Origin of the sequence: Winogradskyella sp. 4-2091, assembly GCF_045765065.1 — a bacterium.
Lineage (GTDB): Bacteria > Bacteroidota > Bacteroidia > Flavobacteriales > Flavobacteriaceae > Winogradskyella.
In genome coordinates, this window is the sequence record NZ_JBJKOD010000011.1 from 75621 (window position 1) to 95908 (window position 20288).

The window sequence follows — 20288 nt, forward strand, 5'->3', positions numbered from 1 at the left end:
CGTTAATTACATTCTCTTATTATTACGATCGCATAAGTTTCAAAATTACGAATAATTAGAAGATTTATTATAAAATCTTAATAAAACAAAAAAGAGAATAATTATAAAAACTATCCTCCTTTTCTATCAATCAACTAATCAATCTAATCAAATATATTATCTATTCCATGTCTATAATACCCACTACTTCGTAAGCTCTAGTGCCATCTATTTGTACTTTTTCGTATAAAATATTAGCATACTCGTAATACGTTAGACCATCAATGTTTACTTTTTCGTAGTCGTCTGGTAATTCGTAAACAATTGTTCCTATTTCTGGCTCTACTACTTCATACTCATTATCTATTTGTACATAAAAAGTACCATCTACATTATAATAATTATGGGCATTATGTTTTACCTTTTTAAAATGTGTAGGTAATACTTTAATTCTAAAACCTACTTTTGGTGCTATAACGATATAACGGCCTTGAGACTGCGTGTAATACTTATTATTAGCATAGTAATACGTTTGCCCTTTATGTTTTACCACTTTTTTATTAGGCACTGAACGTACTGAAACCACTTTTTTCGTTGGTTTTTTATAAGTTACTTTTGAACTAGGTATTCTTTTTGTTTTAGTGACAACATTCTTTTTTGTAGTCGTCGTTTTCTTTATTGCTGAATTCCTTTTTGTTTGCGCATTTACCTCTATTGAAGTTGCCATTATAATTATGGCTGGCAAAATGAATGCTTTTATAAATGTTTTCATAATATTTGTATTTTAAGATTAAACTTATTCTCATTATATATGACTTAATTTCATAATGATAGTTTAAAGATATTCGCATTATATCTGTAAAAAAAAGCAAATAGATGTTTCATTAAATTTCATCTACCAATTGGCTTATTTTATAGATATGCATTGTTAACTATAAGCTACAAAAAAAGCATACAAATTAATGTATGCCTTATTATTATCAAGGGTTTCTATTTATTTTAGCAAACTTAGTAAACCTGTTAATTCAGTTAAGTTTAAGCTAGAATTATTATCTGTATCCAACACATTAAAATTATCTGACACTGAACCAATAGCTTCTGTTGAGCTAATAGCTTCATCTTTATTGGTATCTAACAAACCAAAAAGCGTAGTAATTTGCTGAACTGTTGAATTAGAGCTTAATGAACCTAATAATGTTGCTGCATCTGATAAATTTGAAGTATTAACATTTTTTACACTATCACAACTAAACATTGTGATTACTACTGCTAATGAAAGTAAGATTTTTTTCATAATTGTATTTATTTATAAATTTTGACGCAAAAGTAATTCTACCTATTGAATTTCTAAAGAAGAATAGACCAACCTAGAATTTATATCTGTTAATTATATAATTTTATAGACGAAACAAAATTGAAAAGATTTACAAAGAGTTATTATTAATAAACTCTAAAAATTTTGGTTTATATTGTTCTGAAACAGTAATACGTTGATCTCTAATAATGATTTGGCTACGCTCTATAACATCAATATTATTTAAGGATACTATAAAAGAACGATGTACACGCATAAACTGAGTTTCAGGCAACTCTTGTTCTAAAGATTTTAAACTCATTAAGGTTAAAATTGGTTTTGGGTTGTCTTTCAACCATATTTTAATATAGTCTTTTAGACCTTCAAAATATAAAACATCTGCTAGTTTAATACGTAATTGTTTGTACTCTGATTTTACAAAAAGGAATTCTTTTTCCTCCGAAACAATAGGCTTCTTTTTCCCTTTTACCAATTCAAACCAAGTATTGGCTTTATTAGCCGCAGCTAAAAACTCTGCATAATCAAAAGGTTTTAAAAGGTAATCTATCGCTTCAACTTTAAACCCTTCTAAAGCATATTGATCGAATGCCGTTGTGAAAATGACACGTGTATCTTTTGGTAACATTTTTGAAAACTCAATACCTGTTAAATCTGGCATTTGTATATCTAAAAACAATAAATCCACAGGATTTGTTTTTATAAATTCCATAGCTTCAATAGCACTACTACATTTTTGTTTTAATTCTAAAAAAGGCGTTTTTTCAACGTAGCTTTCTACTAAATTAAGTGCCATTGGCTCATCATCTACAACAATACATGTTATTTTAATACTGCTCATGTTTAATTGGTTTCAATTTCTAATTGTGCTACAAATCGAGAATCTTTTACAAAAGTCTTAAAATTATTTTTGTTTGGATATAACAATTCTAATCGTTTTATAATATTAGGAAGTCCTATTCCTGAACCACTTTTATCATCTGTTTTTTTAGGTAAATTATCGTTTTCTATTGTAAATAATACTGTTTTTTCGTGACAAGTCAAGTTTATGTCTATAGAACTCGCTTTACTAGCAGACACACCATGTTTAAATGCGTTTTCAATTAAAGAGATAAACAATAAAGGTGCTATTTTAATCCCTTTTTCTTCTGCAGGAAAATTATAACTTATAGTTGTTTTATCTGATACACGAAGCTTCATTAACTCGATGTATTTTTTCATAAAATCTATTTCTTTAGATAAAAGAATAGATTCTACATTAGTTTCATATAGCATATAACGCATTAACTTACTTAAACTATGGATAGATGTTTTTGCCTGATCTGGCGAAATATCTACCATAGCATAAATATTATTTAAAGAATTAAAAAAGAAATGTGGCTGTAATTGATAATGTAAATGTTGTAATTCTGATTTTAACTTAAAATTAGCTGCTTCCTTACGTTCTGCCTCTGTTTTTACCCAACGTTGCGTACTTTTTAGAGCAATGGCGAAAAACAATGGAGCCATATAAGTCAATATTTGAATGTATAAAGCCATTCTAAATGGAGGCTCTGTTCTTCCTGTGTTTTCTATTCGTTTTTTAACTAACTCTTGAAAATAATGATCTTCAATATATTCTTTTAAATATAAAAAGAGAGCTATAAACGCTAAATTTATAATTATAAATTGCAGCATTTTTTTAGGAAACAAATAGCGATCTACTAAAACAAAATAATTGAAATAAAATACTATTGCTGAAAAAAATAATGGAATCCAAAAATGTGCTTTTATCCTATCTAATTCTTGTTCTTGTCCATACGATAAAAGGTAAGGCAAGGAAAATAAGGTTAGCCATACAAGCACATGGGAAAGGATCGTAATTGTTTTGTTTTTATACATAATATATTATTCGTAACGTAACGCAGTTATAGGATCTAAAGCAGAAGCTTTTCTAGCTGGATACCATCCAAAAAAGATACCTGTTACAGCACATACCGCAAAGGAAATCACAATAGAATATAAAGCTACACTTGTAGGCCAATTTAAGAATTTTTCTATGAATACCGTTGCTCCTAGCCCTAATAAAACACCCAAAATACCTCCTGTAATACTTATTAATATAGCTTCAATAAGAAACTGCATTAATATATCTGAGCCTTTACCACCAACTGCCATACGTAAACCAATTTCTTTGGTTCGCTCTTTTACAGAGACATACATAATATTCATAATACCAATACCACCAATTAATAGAGAAATACTGGCTACTGCAACTAATAAAATGGTTAACATTTCGCTAGTAGAACTAAAGGTAGAAATTAACTCTTCCATAGAACGCACACTAAAATCATCTTCTTCGTTATCCAATAGTCTGTGTTCTGTTCTTAAAATTTCAGACACTTGAGTTACAGCTGCAGGTGCATCATCTTCGCTAATTGCAGAAGCTACAATTTGGTTTAAATGATCTATTGCTAAAATACGTTTTTGTACCGTTGTATATGGTGCAATAACCACATCATCTTGATCTTGACCAAAAGTGTTTTCGCCTTTTTCTTCTAAAACACCAATAACTTTAAACGGTATGTTATTAAAACGAATCATTTGCCCAACAGGTTCTTGACCATCTGGAAACACATTATCTACAACGGTTTGTCCTATGACAACAACTTTAGAAGCTGATTTAACTTCTGCATCTGTAAACATACTCCCACTTTGTAAACCAACAACCTTAATATCTAAATATTCAGGGTTTACACCATAAATTGAAGAAGGCCAGTTGTTAGAACCATTAATAACCTGTCCGTTACCATTAACTACTGGTGTTATGTAACTAATTAAATTAGATTGCTCTTTTATTGTTTCATAATTAGCTAAAGTTAATGTTTGTACATCTCCTCCACTACCTCTTGCTGGTCCTCTACTATCTGCTCCTGGTTGTATAGTTATCATATTAGAACCCATGGCAGAAATAGTAGTACGTATACTTTCTTTAGAGCCTTCACCAATAGCTAACATAGCAATTACAGAAGCTACTCCTATGATGATACCTAACATGGTAAGCAATGTTCTTGTTTTATTAAGAATAATTGCCTTTGTTGCGATTTTAAATAAATTTAATAGCCTCATAATTAATGGTCTTGTTTAGGTAATTTTGCTAATTCAGTTGCTGCAGATTGTACATCATGATTTTGATAATCTTGCATAATCTCACCATCTTTTAATACAACAGTTCTACTACTAAACGTAGCAATGTCTGGTTCATGCGTTACAAAAGTTATGGTAATACCTTTTTTGTTTAACTCCTGAAATAAAGACATGATCTCGTAAGAGGTTCTAGTATCTAAGTTACCAGTAGCTTCATCTGCAAGAATCATTACTGGATTATTAACTAGAGATCTTGCTATGGCTACACGCTGTTGTTGCCCTCCTGAAAGTTGCGAAGGTGTGTGATGCAATCGCTCGCCCAAACCAACCATCTCTAAAGCTTTGATTGCTCTTTCTCTTCGCTCTTCAGAAGTTACTTTACTGTTATATAATAAAGGTAACTCTACATTTTCTATAGCCGATGTTCTTGCTAATAAATTGTAGGATTGAAAAATGAACCCAATCTTTTCATTTCTAATGGTTGCCAGTTCATTTCTACTAAGATCTTTCATACTCACACCATCAATTTCATATACTCCAGATGTTGGCTGATCTAAACAACCCAAAATATTTAACATGGTACTTTTACCAGATCCACTTGAGCCCATTATGGTTACAAATTCGCCTTCTTGTATAGAAAATGAGATACCTTTTAGCGCATGAACCGTTTCGGTTCCCATGGTAAACTCACGCTTTAAATCTTGTATTTTTATAATTTCTTTACTCATGGTTTTTATTTTTTTCTGTTACCTCCTGGACGTTGTGGCATAAATGGGCTTTCGCTTTTTTCTGTAGTTCCAGCTTCCGATTTAGATACACCTTTTAAACTATATACTAATTTATCGCCTTCATTTACACCACTTAAAATTTGAACATTAACACCATCACTGGCACCAAGTGTTACTGTTCTTGGAGTAATAGCACCATTAGACTCTAGTACCCAAAGTGTTTTATTATCTCTAGATTTTTCAGTATTATTTGTAGTTATTTGATGTTGCAGATTATAAGTAGCAAACGTTTCTCTTTCTGGTTTAAAGTTGATGGCTTTAGCTTCAGCAGTAAGCACTTTGTTTAACTCTAAAGTAAAAATAGAAATGGTTGCTGTGAGACCTGGCTTAAGTTTTAAGTCTTCATTTTCTGCTTTAATAACCACAGTGTAAGTCACTACATTTGAAGTTACTGTAGGATCTAAACGTACTTGAGTTACTACACCATTAAACGTTTTACCTATATAAGCATCTACAGTAAACTCTACACGTTGTCCTTCTATAACTTGACCTATATCTGCTTCATCTACATCTGCCTCTACTTGCATTTCTTTTAAATCTTGTGCGATAGTAAACAAGGTTGGTGTACTTAAACTTGAGGCAACGGTTTGTCCCTCTTCAATATCTTTGGATAATACAACGCCATCTATTGGCGAGTAAATATTAGCATAACCTAAATTGGTTCTGGCAGATTGCAAATCGGAATATCGTTGTGTTACCGTACCTTTTGCAGTTTGATAATTATAGTCTGCATCATCAAAATCTGATTTACTAATGACTTGATTATCGTATAAGGTTTTCTGTCTGTCGTAAATCGTTTTGGTATAATTTTTTTGACTAATAGCATTATCATAAGCAGCTTGTGCTTGTGTTAAAGAGGCTTGCAAATTGGTTTTATCTAACTCTGCTATTAATTGTCCTTCTTTAACTATCGAGTTATAATCTACATACACTTTTTCTACAACACCAGAAACTTGCGTACCAACATCTACTTGGTTTATTGGTTCTATAGTACCTGTTGCGGTTACCATAGTTGTAACATTAGCTTTTTTTGCTAAAACTGTTTCTGGTTCTATAATTACTGTATCCTCACCCTTAAAAAAACTAAAGGCTACTATAGCAAGTACTACTAGTACACTACTAATTATTATGGTTTTCTTATTTTTTTTCATGATTAAAATGATTAAAGTTTAATGTCGTTTCCTTGATAAAATTGTAATAATTGATGGTATAAAATATTTAAGTATTTCGCTTGCAAATAGTTTTGTTGTGCATTGGTAAATGTATTTTGACTTATCACTAAATCGGTTGTACTCAACGCACCTAATTCGTACTTTTTTTGAGCAAGTTTATAAGTTTGTTCAGCTGCGATTTTTGACGCTTCTGCCGCAATCATTTGCTCTTGGGTAGATACTGCATTTTGATAGGCTGTTTCTACTTTTTTATACACTTCCTTTTCAGTAGTTTGTTTACTAATTTCTGCCTTTTCAATATTTATTTGTGCCGTTTGAACAGCAGCTTTGGTTTGATTTCTATTAAAAATTGGAATATTCAATGACAAGCCAATTCTTTGATTAAAATTTACATTGAACTGGTCTGAGAAATTGTTGTCATTAACACTTGTATATCCCGAACCTAAACTGCTCACAAGAGATAATGTTGGTAGATAAGCCCCTTTTGCAATTTCTAATTCCTTTTCTTGCACTTCTACTCCTAGTTTACTTGCGTTTACTTCTGGCAGAATCCCTAAAGCACTATTATAAATTGAAAACTTATCAAGTTGAAGTGAAACGTAATTTGTATCACTACTTAAGGTTTGAATTTCAATGTCTTCAGTAGGATTTAATTCTAATAACTGCTTTAATTCAATAATGTATTGTTGATAAGTGTTCTTAGCGGCTATTATAGCATACTTATTCGTTGCCGCTTGGCTTTGCGCTTCTGTATAATCACTTAACGAAATTGAGCCAGCATCTAATCGTGCTTTAGATCTCTCAACTTCTTTTTCAGTTGCGATTAAATTATTTTCAGCGATAGTTATGCCTTCCTTGGCATATAAAATCTGTAGATAGTTTTCTAGAATACTCAAAATGATATTGTTTTGAGTTTCTTCGTGTAAAAACACACTTTGATTTTTCAACAACTCATTTTGCTGTATTTGATTTTCTATTTGATACCCTTGAAATAAAGTAAATGAGCTATTTAAACTCACATTTGTACTATAAATCTGATCCGATACAAAATCACTTGTAATAGGATCGATTGAATTTCCATTTGAGAAGGTTTCTGAAGCAGATCCATATAAATTTGGGAGACGTGAAGATTTTGCTGCACTATAATTTATTTCAGATTGTTCTAGGTTTAAACTAGCATCTTTTATCGTAATGTTATGCTCTAGTGCATAATTTAAACAGTCTTCTAAAGTCCAAATTTTAGTTGATGTAGCATCCGTTGTTTGTGCAACGACAAACTGGGAAGCGATAAGTGTTATTATAATAAAAAAACGTTTCATGTTTTCAGTGTTTTTAATTTACACTTCAAAGATGAAACGATATCTATTTTAAATAAAGTCTAATAGACGTTTGAGGTTATTTTCTATACTAATTGCCTTATTTTATAGAAGTCTTTTTCCTGATTTATTGGTATCTTAATTATATTTTCGTTGTTGAAACCATAAATCAGAAAGGGAAATATTGATATTAAGAGTGTTTACATATTCTTTTATTAGGATACTTTCCGTTGTTCCTTTTTTACCTAAAGTATATGAAATATTCAGTAAAGATCGTTTACCTAATGGCAAGCCTAAACCAATGGACGCTGCATAAGTATCAATTTTGGTATCATCTACCATTAAGTAACCAGAATTGTAGTTTAAGCCCATTCTAAAATCTACGCGTTTCCAATAATTAAAACTTTTAGGATCTACAGAATACGATGCACCAAAACCATAAATATTTTGGTCTACATAATCGCCAATGGCATCAGATTGATTAGTTGCAGACCAAAGATTTTTAGTATAATCTGCAGTTAGCATTAAGTTTTTTATTTTGGTGCTGTAGCCAAAACCTAGTTTTAATGGCATATCAAAACTATCTATTTCTTCGTCTTCGGTTTCCTCTAGTAAAGTATATGCTAAATTTGAATATTTACCAATCACAACATCTTTAGTTCCTTTTAAAACCGTTGGGAAATCTATGGTGAATCCAAAAGCGTGCTTATCTAAAAGATTATATTGAACACCTAATCCTAATTGCGCTCCTCTGTAGTAGTTAACTTCGTTAACTTCTAAGAAACTATTTGTAGTTAAAATTGATTCACTTTCTTCAATTTTTCCAAATAAATATGATGCTTTTATACCAACATTTAGATTATTAAAATAAGTTCTTCCATAATCTAATCTAATTTCGTTTAAACCTCCCGAACCTTCAATATTTGTTACAAACTCGTCGCTACTTCCTTCAACGTTACTTTGTAGACCAATTAGTGAATATCCTACACTTGTAGATGGTTTTAAAGTAAATGCTAAACCATATTTACCATCACTATTAAACCCAACAGAAACATTCGTAAAATTATAAGTCGATTGATAATCATCAGTATCACTACCTGAAAAACTAACAAGTTCAGCAGAACCGCCAACGTCTAGAAAAAACTCGTCTGGACGTAATGTTGCAACTGAAGCTGGATTGTAAAGATTAAGCCCATAAGTTGCATCTAAAGAAACACCTGTTTTTCCGAGGCCACTATTACGGCCTGTTCCAGAATTACTTTCTACACCTAGACCAAACAATGAATAAGGAGAACTCGTTAAATTATTGGTTTGAGAATAGCCAAATAATCCTAGTATCATTGCGCAAATAATTGTGTATTTATATTTATTCATAGATTGCATAGGTTAAGACTAGTTTAGTTTTAAATTCAGACTTTTCACTGTCGTTAAATATTATTTTGTTTATAGAAGAATTGTAATCACTCGGAATTAGAATAAGAGCATCTTCCGTTTCTGGACTTTCACTTAATTTTTGATCTATAAAATCTATAACCGGTATTGTGTATAAAATTTCATTAAACTCTGAATTATCAGTTGTAAGGCTTGCACTAACCACATCTGCACTGTTAGAAATTTGACTTGCCAAATCGTTATTTTGATCTATAGTATAAAGTAATAATGCATCGCTTAATGGTTGAATATCAGAGTGCGAAGTTGTATTTGGCTGAATATATAAGGTAGCTTCTAAGATAGTACCAGATTCTCCTACATCATAAATATCCTTTAATGTTGGAAATTCAATTTTAGTCACATAACCTGTACCAGACTGATTATAACTAATGCCATTACTATCTGAGGATGATAAATTATATTCTTGATCAGTTATTAATTCTAAGGGTAAGCCTGATACATCAGACTCAATATGATTGTAAAATTCATTTATAGATAAATCATAAGTGTATTCATCAGTATCTAATTCATCTGGAATTTTATAATAAAATCTCAAATATGTATCTTCACTAGATACGGAATAACCTATTATTGAACCATCGTCATTTGCTCCAGGTCTTATAGTAATTCCCTTTAGTTTTTGATAAAGAGATTCATTGTCTGTAATATTATTATCTCTAATATCATTAAATAATTCCTCGCCAAAGTCATAAGGTAACGTTACAAAAAGTGAATCTTTGCTTGGTGTAGGTATAAAGGTTCTGCTTACTAATGGTGTTGCTTCATAAGACGTTTCTGTAGTATTATAATAATATGAATCTTCACTACTCATTTTTTCAGTTAGTCTATGGATGTTTAGTGTAGAAACCTGAGTTGTATCATTATAATAATACGTATCATAGCCAAGAACTAAACCAACACTATCCAGAATTGCATCGTTATCTATATAATAAGATGCCGTATTAAGTTGGAAGTTTGATGATGCTGTTACAACACCCATATCATCATCTATATACTTCCCAATTAGTAAACTACTACTCTCAGAAGTAATTATTGAATCGAATTTCATAGTAGAAAATGCCACGGAAAAAGTATCAATAGATAATACCCTAATATGTGTATTTGTAAAATCTTCGCCAGCATTTATTCCTTCTACTTCTGTGTCTGTAGAACAAGAGGTTACAATTAATGCAAATGCAATAACCGTTGCTATTTTATTATAATATTTAATCATTCGGTTTGTATTGTTTATACAAATCAACTAATCAATAGAGCTAATAAAAAGTAAAATATACTGATAAGAATTATTTATCTACAAAGACGAGATTTTATACTATAAAAACATAGTGCTGGTTTTGTAGATTAAAATTATGGGTTAGTCTACAAAAAAAGTATGTCAGTCTATTTTATAATTATAGTACAAGTTGGGCTTAGTAAGTTAGCACTCTAAAATAGAGAAACTCTTTACTAGACAATCAAATAAGTTTAAACATAAATTAAAAATGAAAATGAAAACATTCAACCACAGAGCAGGTTTAAGATTACTTTGTTTATCTGCAATACTTACGCTTTTTTACAACTGTAGTACAGATGATGACAGCGATGATACTTTAGGAAATTGGGTAAAAAAATCTAGTTTTAATGAAGAAGCTCGTAGCAGCTCATCCGCTTTTACAATAGGAAATATGGGTTATATGGGAACTGGTTATGATGGCGATGATTATTATAATGATTTTTGGAGTTATAATATGGATACAAACTCTTGGCAACAATTATCAGATTTCCCTGGAGAAGAAAGAAGCTCTGCTGTTTCATTTGTAATTAATAATGAAGGTTACATGGGAACTGGTTATAATGGAGATACTAATGAAGAGTTAGCTGATTTCTATAAATATAATCCTTCAACAAATAGTTGGACACAAATTGCGGATTTTGGAGGTTCTGCTAGATATGGAACTGTTGGTTTTGGATCAGATCAATATGGCTATGTTGGCACAGGTTACGACGGTAGCGATAAAAAAGATTTCTGGAAATACAATCCAATAAGTGATTCTTGGGAAGAAATTTATGGCTTTGGAGGCGATAAAAGAAGAGATGGAATGACTTTTACTATAGGTAATGATGTTTATTTAGGAACTGGGATTAGTAATGGTGTTTACGAAACAGATTTTTGGAAATTTAATTTAGATACAGAAGTATGGACAGAACTCGAAGATATTGATGAAGATGATGATGATTACGTTTATAGATCTAATGCTGTAGCATTTACATTAGATGGTAAAGGATATGTGGCTTGTGGAGAATATGGCGGAAGTATTAGTACCGTTTATGAGTATACACCATCTTCAGAAGTTTGGGAAGAAAAAACAGATTTTGAACTTTATGCAAGAAGAGATGCCATTTCTTTTAGCAATGGAGAACGCGCTTTTGTTACACTAGGAAGAAACGGTACATTATACTTAGACGATAATATGGAGTTTTTCCCTAACGATGAGCAAGATGATGATGATAATTAATTGTATTGTTTAGATTGATTGATAGGCTATTAACTTTTAAGACACTGGTTAATAGCCAACCTAGAGTCAGGATAATGTTGGATATCCTTCAGAACTTCTGGCTCTTTTTTAATAGTAATACAATGAAAAAAAATTATACATACCTTTCTATTTTTATAGTGATTTCAATCTTTACGCTATTATTTATGTACTTTATAAATGCAGGAGATGAAAACCAAAACCTAGAAGCAAATCCTTATACTTTACAAGTCTTAGAAAAAGAAAGCTCGTGGATTTACGAAATATATAATCACGAAAACTTATTTATAAGACAAGAATACATTCCGTCAGTTAAAGGTAAACAATCCTTTAAAAGTAAGACAGATGCTGAGAAAATAGGAAAATTGGTGGTTAACAGATTGTCAAAAAATGCTTTTCCCAATATCAGTAAAAGAGATCTTAATGATAATAACATTAATTTTGAAGATATTAACTAGCATCTAAATTATATAATAGTGTTGAAAACCATCTCACATAAAGAATTAATAGTACATATCCTGGTTTGGATATGTATTAGTATTTTCCCATTATTTTCTGCTTACATAGATTTGGGTAAAATTCCTTCGGAAATGTATCTGAGACTTTCTTTACGTCCAATTTTATTTTATGCTAATTATTTAGTTTTTGTTCCTTACCTACTACTCAACAGAAAGTTACTGCTTTACATTTTTGTTTCAATTGCATTTTTAATTCTATACAATTATGTTTCAGAAGAACTAATTACTAATACAATTACCAGAGAGTTTAGAGACTTCCCTAAACCACCAAATATGCCAGCAGGTCCTTTTGGTATAAGACATGCTATTCCTGTGGTATTTTCATTATCTATTTTTCTATTAGGTGGTATTTTTAGTTTAGTGGTTGATTTTTATAAAAGAGATAGAGAATCTAAAGAACTAGAAAACGAGCAGAAAGAAATTAAACTTCAGTTTTTAAGAAATCAACTTAATCCTCATTTTCTATTTAATTCTCTAAATAGTATTTATGCACTTGTAAGAAGTAAGTCAGATAATGCACCAGAAGCAGTAATCACTTTATCAGAATTAATGCGTTACATGCTTTATGAAGCAGGTGATGAGCAAGTTTCCCTAGAAAAGGAAATAAATTACATTAAAAACTATATTGCTTTACAGCGTCTTCGCCTTAAAAATACTGAAGCTGTTAAACTTAACATAAAAGGAGAAACCAGACACCTAAAAGTTTATCCATTGTTATTAATTTCATTTATTGAAAATGCCTTTAAGTACGGAACGGATTATAAAGGGAATACTCAAATAGATATTAAAATTGTAGTGGAGAATAAAAAACTTCACTTATATGTTAAGAATATCATAGGTTTATATAAACGTGATGACAAAAATTCTGGAGTTGGCTTAGAGAATATTAAAAACCAACTTAATCATTTATATAACAATAATCATCAATTAACTATTAATGAGAGCAAAACTCACTTTAAGGTGGAATTAACAATTAATTTGAAAGAAGATGAAATGTATCATAATTGATGATGAACCTTTAGCAATAGATGTTATAGAATCTTATTGCCAAGCTCTAAGTTCGGTAGATGTGATAAGCACATTTACAAGTGCTATTGAAGCTTTAGATTTTATAAACAATAATAACATTGACTTAGTGTTTTCTGATATAGAAATGCCCAACATTTCTGGTATAGAACTTATAAAATCTATAGAAGGAAAAGTCCCTTATTTTATTTTTACAACTGCATATCCAGAATATGCCTTAGAAGGTTTTGATTTAAATGCTGTAGACTATTTGGTTAAACCCATTCCGTTTCCACGTTTTTTAAAAGCCGTAAATAGAGTAAAAGAAATGATAAAGCTTAATGATGTAAGCTCGTCCTTTAATGTGTCTTCTGCTGGTGGAGAAACAACTTCTGTTTTAGAAGATGACTTTATTTTTGTTAAATCTGAATACGAAAATCTAAAAATAGACATCAATTCTATTAAGCTTATTCAAGGGCTTAAAGATTATTTAAAAATTCATTCTGAAGCTTCAAAACCTATATTAACGTTAATGAGTTTTAAAGAAATTCAAGATAAATTACCAGAGAATACTTTTATAAGAGTGCATCGCTCTTTTATTGTAAATGTGAATAAAATTACATCAGTTCAAAAGAATAGAATCGTTATTAAAGACGAAAGAATTCCTATTGGAGAAAGCTACAAATCGATGGTTTATAGCCGATTAAATATTTAGTTATTTTGAATAAAATAATATTTCAAAAATAAAAAACAGCGCATAATAGCGCTGTTTTCTTTTATAATATTAATAGAGTAAAATTAAGTAAGCATTCCTCCATCTACGTTTAAAGTCTGTCCCGTAACATAGGCACTTAAATCGCTAGCTAAAAAGACGCATGCATTAGCAATATCTTCTGGTGTTCCACCTCTCTTTAATGGAATACCTGCTCTCCAACCTTTAACAGTTTCTTCATCCAATTTTGCAGTCATTTCAGTCTCAATAAAACCTGGCGCGATGACGTTGCTTCTAATATTTCTAGAACCTAATTCTAATGCAACAGACTTAGAAAAACCGATAATTCCAGCTTTAGAAGCCGCGTAATTTGTTTGGCCTGCATTACCTTTTACACCAACAACAGAACTCATATTAATAATAGAGCCTTTGCGTTGTTTCAACATGGTACGTTGTACCGCTTTAGTCATGTTAAAAACAGATTTAAGGTTAACTTCAATCACTTTGTCAAAGTCCTCCTCTCCCATTCTCATTAATAGATTATCTTTTGTAATACCTGCATTATTAATAAGGATATCAATAGTTCCAAATTCCTCTAAAACATCTGCTGCTAATTTCTGAGCATCGTCATAATTTGCCGCATTACTTTGATAGCCTTTAGCTTTGATGCCTTTAGAGTTTAATTCCTTTTCTAACGCATTAGCTGCTTCAACTGAAGAACTATATGTAAATGCTACATTGGCACCATGATCAGCAAATACTTCTGCTATGCCTTTACCAATTCCTCTACTAGCTCCAGTAATTATAGCCGTTTTTCCTTCTAAAAGTTTCATACTATATATTTAGTTTATATGTGTTTAATCTAAAATGAAAAATAATACGTCCTCTAATTATATAACATACTTTTCACTTCAATTCAAATATACCAATAACTAGTTGTGCGACATAAAAAAAACCTCATATTTTTATATCAATATGAGGTTTAGTTTAAGCTTACTTATAAGCTTATTGCTTCAGCTCTTCGGATTGATTATAATTAAATAAATAATCAATATCTAATTCTTTAATTGTTCCTAATTTACTCAAGGCATCAAAATCCATGTCTTTCTTGTTACCTATAACCATTACATTATATTCGGCACCTTTTATATTCTCATTAAAGAAAGTTTTCAGGTCATCCATGGTCATGTTTTTTATGGCATTATAGATTTCTTCTCTGTTATCATTATCTATACCTCTTTTTTGTAATCTTTCATAAGTCCAAAATATATTAGATTTAGTAATACGTTGCGACGCAATTTTCTTTAACGTACCTTCTTTTGCTTGATTAAATTGATCTTCAGCCTCTGGCATATCTGTCATTAACTCCATCATTGCATTAACAGCCTCTTCTAATTTATTCGCCTGTGTACCTACATATGCTGTGGTATAATCTGGTTGACCTGCTTCGCTTGCCATTTGGTAACTAGAGAATGCAGAATATGCTAATGATTTAGATTCTCTTATTTCTTGAAAAACAATTGAAGATAATCCGCTACCAAAATACGTGTTAAACAACTGAGAAGCCGCCATTTTTTTAGGGTCAAATTCTTCACCTTTACCTACTAACAATATTTCGCTTTGTACCATATCATAATCCACAAAATAAACATTACCACCAGTTTCTAAGTTTACGTATTCTACTTTTTCAGGATAATCTAATAATGCTTCTGGTATTTGATGATGTGTATTTAAAGCCGTTTTTGCTTCATCTACAGCATTTCCGTAGTAGAATATACGTTGTTTGTAGGCACGCATTTCTTTTATTTTATTTACGAGTTCTGTAGGGCTTATAGCTTTTAATTCCATTTGAGAATAAATATTTCTTAGTCTAGAATTTTCGCCATATTGTCCGTAACTCATTAAACCATTCCAGAAAATATTCCCTTTTTGAGTTTTCCCATCTTCTCTACCTTTTAAGATACTTTCAACATATTTATCGTAAGTTTCTTGATTTGGTTCTGCATTGTTCCACAAATGTTCTAATAGTTTTAAACCTGCATCTAAGTTTTCTTTTAAACCAGAAATACCAACATAAGTTTTGTCATTAGAAGAAAATACATTGTAACTCACTCCTATTTTGTAGAATTCTTGTTTTAGCTGTTCTGGAGTATAAGTGTTTGTTCCTAAATAATCTAAATAACCAGCAGCAAGAGAAACCATTCTATCGTTATCTTGTCCCATATCAAAAATGATATTTAAATTAAAGATATCGTTGTTTGGGTTTTCTACATAAGATAATTTAAGTCCGTTATCTGTTGTAAGCTCTTTAATTTCAGATTTATAATCTACAAATTTCGGCTTTAAATCTGGAGAAGTCATAGCATTTATTGATGCTAAAAAATCAGATTCCACGCCTTTATTTAATTCAATTGGTGTAATGCCTGGATTTTCAACCTTAACAATTGATGTATCTTCTCCTTTAAGTTTATGTACTTCTACATAATTATTTCCATAAAATGAATTTGCAAAATCAACAACTTCTTGCTTAGTAATTTTTTTCATTTCATCTAACATCTTTAGACGACTTTCCCAATTTTGCTCTCCAATAAAAGCATCTAGATAAGCGTAAGCTGTAGCAGATCCGTTTTCATATTCTCTGATTTGAGATAAACGCATATCATTAATAACGGCATCTAATAACCAATCTTCAAATTCTCCTTTTTTAATTTTTTCAACTTGATCTAAAAGTAAATCTCTAACTTCATCTAAAGATTGATTTGCTTTTGGAGAACCATAAAGTAAATGGAAACCATAATCATTATCAAAATTTGTAAATGATGACGCTCTTTGTACCATCTGCTTTTGATTAAGATTTAAATCTATTAATCCTGCTTGAGAATTAGCTAACATGTAATCCACGAGGTTTAGAATAACTTCATGATCTGATCCTTTTCCTTTAGACCTAAAAGCAACATAAATAGATTCTGCTGTTGGACCTAAAACTTCTTTTTTAACTGGCGCAGCAATTGGTTCTAACTCAGGGAACGTTGGGTGCTCAACTTCTTTTCTCTCATAACTTCCAAAAGCATCATTCACTTTTTTAATAGTTGTATCAAAATCTAGGTCACCAACCATTATTACAGCCATGTTGTTTGGCACATAATATTTATCAAAGTAAGCGTTAATAGCTTCCATTGAAGGGTTTTTTAAATGCTCAGAAATACCTATTGTAGATTGCGTACCATAAGGATGTGTTGGAAACAAACCTTCAAGCGTTGCAAAATATTGCTTACGTCCATCGCTATCTTGTCCTCTGTTAAATTCCTCATAAACAGCTTCTAATTCTGTGTGAAATAAACGTAGAACTAATTTACTAAAACGCTCGCTTTCAATTTTTAACCATTTATCAATTTCATTAGACGGGATTTTATTTACATAAACAGTTTGCTCGTTTGATGTAAATGCATTTGTACCTTCGGCACCTAATGAAGTTGACATTTTATCATATTCATTAGCGATAGAAAGTTTTGATGCTTCTAGTGAGATTTCATCTATTTTCTTGTAAATTTCTGTTTTCTTCTCAGGGTCTTTTTCTGCTTTATGTTCTTCGTATAAATCAGAAATCTGTTTAATTAACTTAGATTCTTCCTCGTAATTTGTAGTGCCAAACTTATCCGTACCTTTAAATACCATATGTTCTAAGTAGTGTGCCAAACCTGTGTTATCTGCAGGATCATAGGTAGAACCAGCTCTAACCGCAACGAGTGTTTGAATTTTAGGTTCTTCGTCATTTTTACCTAAATAAACTTTTAGTCCGTTGTCTAAGGTGTAGAGTCTTAAACCTGTTGGGTCGTTGCTAACTGTTTCATAATTAAAACCATTACTGTCTTCATGATTTTCAATTGTGTAACCTTGTTTCTTTGAATCAGTTTCGGTTTTACAACCAAAAATGATAGAAACCAATAGCAACAGCATTAGTGTCTTAGTGATTTTCATTTTTTTGATTAATTAATTGATTAGTAATTGTGAATTGATGGCATAAAAAAATCCATCAGCTATAAATATAGCTAATGGATTAATAACGTGAAGTTTTTAAAAATATTTTAACAGAAGTTTAGCCTAAAACTTCAGCAACTTTTTTACCTATTTCAGCCGGAGAATCTACAACGTGAATTCCACATTCTCTCATGATGGCCTTTTTTGCTTGAGCAGTATCATCACTACCACCAACAATAGCACCAGCATGTCCCATTGTACGACCAGCAGGAGCAGTTTCACCAGCAATAAAACCAATAACTGGTTTTTTACTTCCACTCTTTTTATACCAATTTGCAGCATCAGCTTCTAACTGTCCTCCTATTTCACCTATCATCACAACAGCTTCAGTTTCTGGATCGTTAATTAATAACTCAACAGCTTCTTTTGTCGTTGTACCAATGATTGGATCACCACCAATACCAATAGCAGTTGTAATTCCTAAACCTTGTTTTACTACTTGGTCAGCTGCTTCATAAGTTAAAGTTCCTGATTTAGAAACAATACCTACATTTCCTGATTTAAATACAAAACCTGGCATAATACCAACTTTCGCTTCTCCTGGTGTAATTACTCCTGGGCAGTTAGGACCAATTAAACGACATTCTTTATTTTTAATATAATTTGAAGCTTTAATCATATCTGCAACAGGAATACCTTCAGTAATTGTGATGATTACTTTAATACCTGCATCTGCAGCTTCCATAATTGCATCAGCAGCAAATGCTGGTGGTACAAAGATAATTGTGGTATCAGCAGCTACTTTTTCTACAGCTTCTGCAACTGTATTAAAAACAGGTTTGTCTAAATGTGTTTTACCACCTTTCCCTGGAGTTACACCTCCTACAACGTTTGTACCATATTCAATCATTTGTTCAGCATGAAAAGTACCTTCACTACCTGTAAAACCTTGAACAATTATGTTAGAATTCTTGTTTACTAAAACACTCATTGGTTATATCTATTTTTAGTTTTATAATTACTGTAACAAAAATAAGAGATTTAAAACGCAAATGCGACCTCTTTTATAATTTTATTTCTTTATAAGAAGCCATACTCGTTTCGTCATTTTCATTAACTTGATGACTAATTTCATAACCTCTAAATAATTTACCTTCTTTTACTTCCCAAATTGCTGTAAAATGAGCAATAATTGATTCAATATCAGGATCTTCTATTGTAAACCCAAACAAAGTATGACGCGTCGTTACAAAATTATTCGCCTCAATAAAATGTGTGAATTCAAAACGAACACTTTCAAAAGATTGCCTTGTACCTTTAAAAAACAATTCTAATTCTTTATAACCTAATAAATCAAACCCCTGACTGCTCGTCCAGTGTAACTCACAATCTCTATGAAAATATTTTGAAACAATATCTACATCATTAGCGATATCAGATTCATAGAATGCTTTAACAATATCTTTTGCTGACATTATAAATGTTTTATTTTTTGAAGAATTTCGGGTATTTTTTTGACATAAGCGCGTTCCTTAAAAAATGCTCTTGCATCTATGGCTGGTGAACCAAAATATGTTTTACCCTCATCTGTAGAGTGTCCTAAACCAGATTGTGCAAATAATACCGTTCCTTTTGCTAGTGTAATTCCGCTTTTAACACCAACCTGTCCCCAAATTGTGACATTGTCTTCTACAACAACACAGCCTGCAATAGCTGTATGTGAAGCTATTAAACATTTTTTTCCCAAAACGGTATCATGACCAATTTGAATATGATTATCTAATTTTGATCCTTCACCAATAGTAGTGTCTCCTGTAACGCCTCTATCTATAGTACAAAGTGCACCAATATCTACATGATCTTCAATAATGACACGTCCTCCAGACAGTAATTGGTCATAGCCTTCTGGTCTGTTTTTGTAATAAAACGCACTTGCTCCTAAAACGCTTCCTGAATGTATGGTAACATTATCACCTATAACGCTATCATCATAAATACTAACATTAGCATGTATTATGCAATTCTTTCCTATAGAAACATTGTTTCCTATAAAACAGTTAGGTTGAATAATAGTTCCTTCATCAATTTTAGCATCTTCCGCAATTGTTGAATTTGCCTTTTTAAATGGCTTAAAATGTGCTGTAATTTTATTAAAATCTCTAAAAGGATCGTCTGAAATTAAAAGCGCTTTACCTTCCGGACATTCAACATCCTTGTTAATAAGCACAATTGTGGCTGCAGATTCTAATGCTTTGTCATAATATTTTGGATGATCTACAAAAACAATATCACCTGGTTCTACCACATGAATTTCATTAATGCCTAATATTTCAAAATCTTCTGAACCTTTAAATTCGCAATTAATTAAAGTTGCTATTTGTTTCAAGGTATGTGGAAAAGGAAACTTCAATGGCTAA

At 31.2% G+C, this 20288-nt stretch carries 19 protein-coding genes; 4 read left to right on the forward strand and 15 right to left on the reverse strand.

All coding sequences use genetic code 11. The features are described from left to right. Window positions 1-160: 160 nt before the first annotated feature. The 10 genes from ACJBCC_RS13780 to ACJBCC_RS13825 all read right to left on the reverse strand — a co-directional run bounded on the left by ACJBCC_RS13780 (window position 161) and on the right by ACJBCC_RS13825 (window position 10358). Window positions 161-751, reverse strand: a complete 591-nt coding sequence (locus tag ACJBCC_RS13780; RefSeq protein ID WP_407557506.1) for a DUF6515 family protein — start codon at window positions 749-751, stop codon at window positions 161-163. 222 nt (window positions 752-973) lie between these two features. After that, complete coding sequence (locus ACJBCC_RS13785) at window positions 974-1273, reverse strand: hypothetical protein (RefSeq protein WP_407557507.1); 300 nt, start codon at window positions 1271-1273, stop codon at window positions 974-976. A 130-nt stretch (window positions 1274-1403) separates the two neighbouring features. Next, window positions 1404-2132: a LytR/AlgR family response regulator transcription factor gene (locus ACJBCC_RS13790; protein WP_407557508.1), complete on the reverse strand. Its 729-nt coding sequence runs from the start codon at window positions 2130-2132 to the stop codon at window positions 1404-1406. A gap of 2 nt (window positions 2133-2134) precedes the next feature. Continuing rightward, window positions 2135-3109 (reverse strand): sensor histidine kinase, encoded by a 975-nt coding sequence (locus ACJBCC_RS13795; protein ID WP_407557509.1) that lies wholly within the window; start codon window positions 3107-3109, stop codon window positions 2135-2137. A 69-nt stretch (window positions 3110-3178) separates the two neighbouring features. Continuing rightward, on the reverse strand, window positions 3179-4399 hold the full coding sequence (locus ACJBCC_RS13800; RefSeq protein ID WP_407557510.1) for an ABC transporter permease: 1221 nt from the start codon (window positions 4397-4399) through the stop codon (window positions 3179-3181). 2 nt (window positions 4400-4401) lie between these two features. Further along, on the reverse strand, window positions 4402-5145 hold the full coding sequence (locus ACJBCC_RS13805; RefSeq protein ID WP_299100077.1) for an ABC transporter ATP-binding protein: 744 nt from the start codon (window positions 5143-5145) through the stop codon (window positions 4402-4404). Window positions 5146-5150: 5 nt separating this feature from the next. Continuing rightward, complete coding sequence (locus ACJBCC_RS13810; protein ID WP_407557511.1) at window positions 5151-6356, reverse strand: efflux RND transporter periplasmic adaptor subunit; 1206 nt, start codon at window positions 6354-6356, stop codon at window positions 5151-5153. A gap of 11 nt (window positions 6357-6367) precedes the next feature. Next, on the reverse strand, window positions 6368-7696 hold the full coding sequence (locus tag ACJBCC_RS13815; RefSeq protein ID WP_407557512.1) for a TolC family protein: 1329 nt from the start codon (window positions 7694-7696) through the stop codon (window positions 6368-6370). Window positions 7697-7831: 135 nt separating this feature from the next. Next, window positions 7832-9067 (reverse strand): hypothetical protein, encoded by a 1236-nt coding sequence (locus tag ACJBCC_RS13820; RefSeq protein WP_407557513.1) that lies wholly within the window; start codon window positions 9065-9067, stop codon window positions 7832-7834. Then, window positions 9060-10358 carry a DUF4270 family protein gene (locus ACJBCC_RS13825; protein ID WP_407557514.1) on the reverse strand — a complete coding sequence of 433 codons (1299 nt, stop codon included), beginning with the start codon at window positions 10356-10358 and terminating at the stop codon, window positions 9060-9062. Before ACJBCC_RS13825 ends, ACJBCC_RS13820 begins: the two co-directional genes overlap by 8 nt. Before the next feature lie 274 nt (window positions 10359-10632). Between ACJBCC_RS13825 and ACJBCC_RS13830 the strand changes: the two genes are divergently transcribed. From ACJBCC_RS13830 to ACJBCC_RS13845, 4 genes are all read left to right on the forward strand, one after another. Then, complete coding sequence (locus tag ACJBCC_RS13830) at window positions 10633-11640, forward strand: Kelch repeat-containing protein (protein ID WP_407557515.1); 1008 nt, start codon at window positions 10633-10635, stop codon at window positions 11638-11640. A gap of 122 nt (window positions 11641-11762) precedes the next feature. After that, complete coding sequence (locus ACJBCC_RS13835; RefSeq protein WP_299100090.1) at window positions 11763-12116, forward strand: DUF4907 domain-containing protein; 354 nt, start codon at window positions 11763-11765, stop codon at window positions 12114-12116. Between the two features lie 21 nt (window positions 12117-12137). After that, window positions 12138-13184 carry a sensor histidine kinase gene (locus ACJBCC_RS13840; protein WP_407557516.1) on the forward strand — a complete coding sequence of 349 codons (1047 nt, stop codon included), beginning with the start codon at window positions 12138-12140 and terminating at the stop codon, window positions 13182-13184. Beyond that, window positions 13165-13896: a LytR/AlgR family response regulator transcription factor gene (locus ACJBCC_RS13845; protein ID WP_407557517.1), complete on the forward strand. Its 732-nt coding sequence runs from the start codon at window positions 13165-13167 to the stop codon at window positions 13894-13896. The genes ACJBCC_RS13840 and ACJBCC_RS13845 overlap by 20 nt, the downstream gene beginning before the upstream one ends. Window positions 13897-13979: 83 nt before the next feature. Here ACJBCC_RS13845 and fabG read toward each other — a convergent pair whose 3' ends face one another. The 5 genes from fabG to ACJBCC_RS13870 all read right to left on the reverse strand — a co-directional run bounded on the left by fabG (window position 13980) and on the right by ACJBCC_RS13870 (window position 20281). Next, the gene (gene fabG, locus ACJBCC_RS13850) at window positions 13980-14726 is read right to left on the reverse strand and encodes a 3-oxoacyl-[acyl-carrier-protein] reductase (protein ID WP_407557518.1); all 747 of its coding nucleotides are present in this window, start codon (window positions 14724-14726) and stop codon (window positions 13980-13982) included. 172 nt (window positions 14727-14898) lie between these two features. Next, complete coding sequence (locus ACJBCC_RS13855) at window positions 14899-17871, reverse strand: M16 family metallopeptidase (RefSeq protein ID WP_407557519.1); 2973 nt, start codon at window positions 17869-17871, stop codon at window positions 14899-14901. 118 nt (window positions 17872-17989) lie between these two features. Then, a complete protein-coding gene (gene sucD, locus ACJBCC_RS13860) occupies window positions 17990-18862 on the reverse strand; it encodes a succinate--CoA ligase subunit alpha (RefSeq protein ID WP_299100101.1) in 873 nt (290 codons plus the stop codon). A 73-nt stretch (window positions 18863-18935) separates the two neighbouring features. Continuing rightward, window positions 18936-19346, reverse strand: coding sequence for a nuclear transport factor 2 family protein (locus ACJBCC_RS13865; RefSeq protein WP_407557520.1), 411 nt, complete (start codon window positions 19344-19346; stop codon window positions 18936-18938). Continuing rightward, the gene (locus ACJBCC_RS13870) at window positions 19346-20281 is read right to left on the reverse strand and encodes a UDP-3-O-(3-hydroxymyristoyl)glucosamine N-acyltransferase (protein WP_407557521.1); all 936 of its coding nucleotides are present in this window, start codon (window positions 20279-20281) and stop codon (window positions 19346-19348) included. Before ACJBCC_RS13870 ends, ACJBCC_RS13865 begins: the two co-directional genes overlap by 1 nt. Window positions 20282-20288 lie beyond the last annotated feature (7 nt).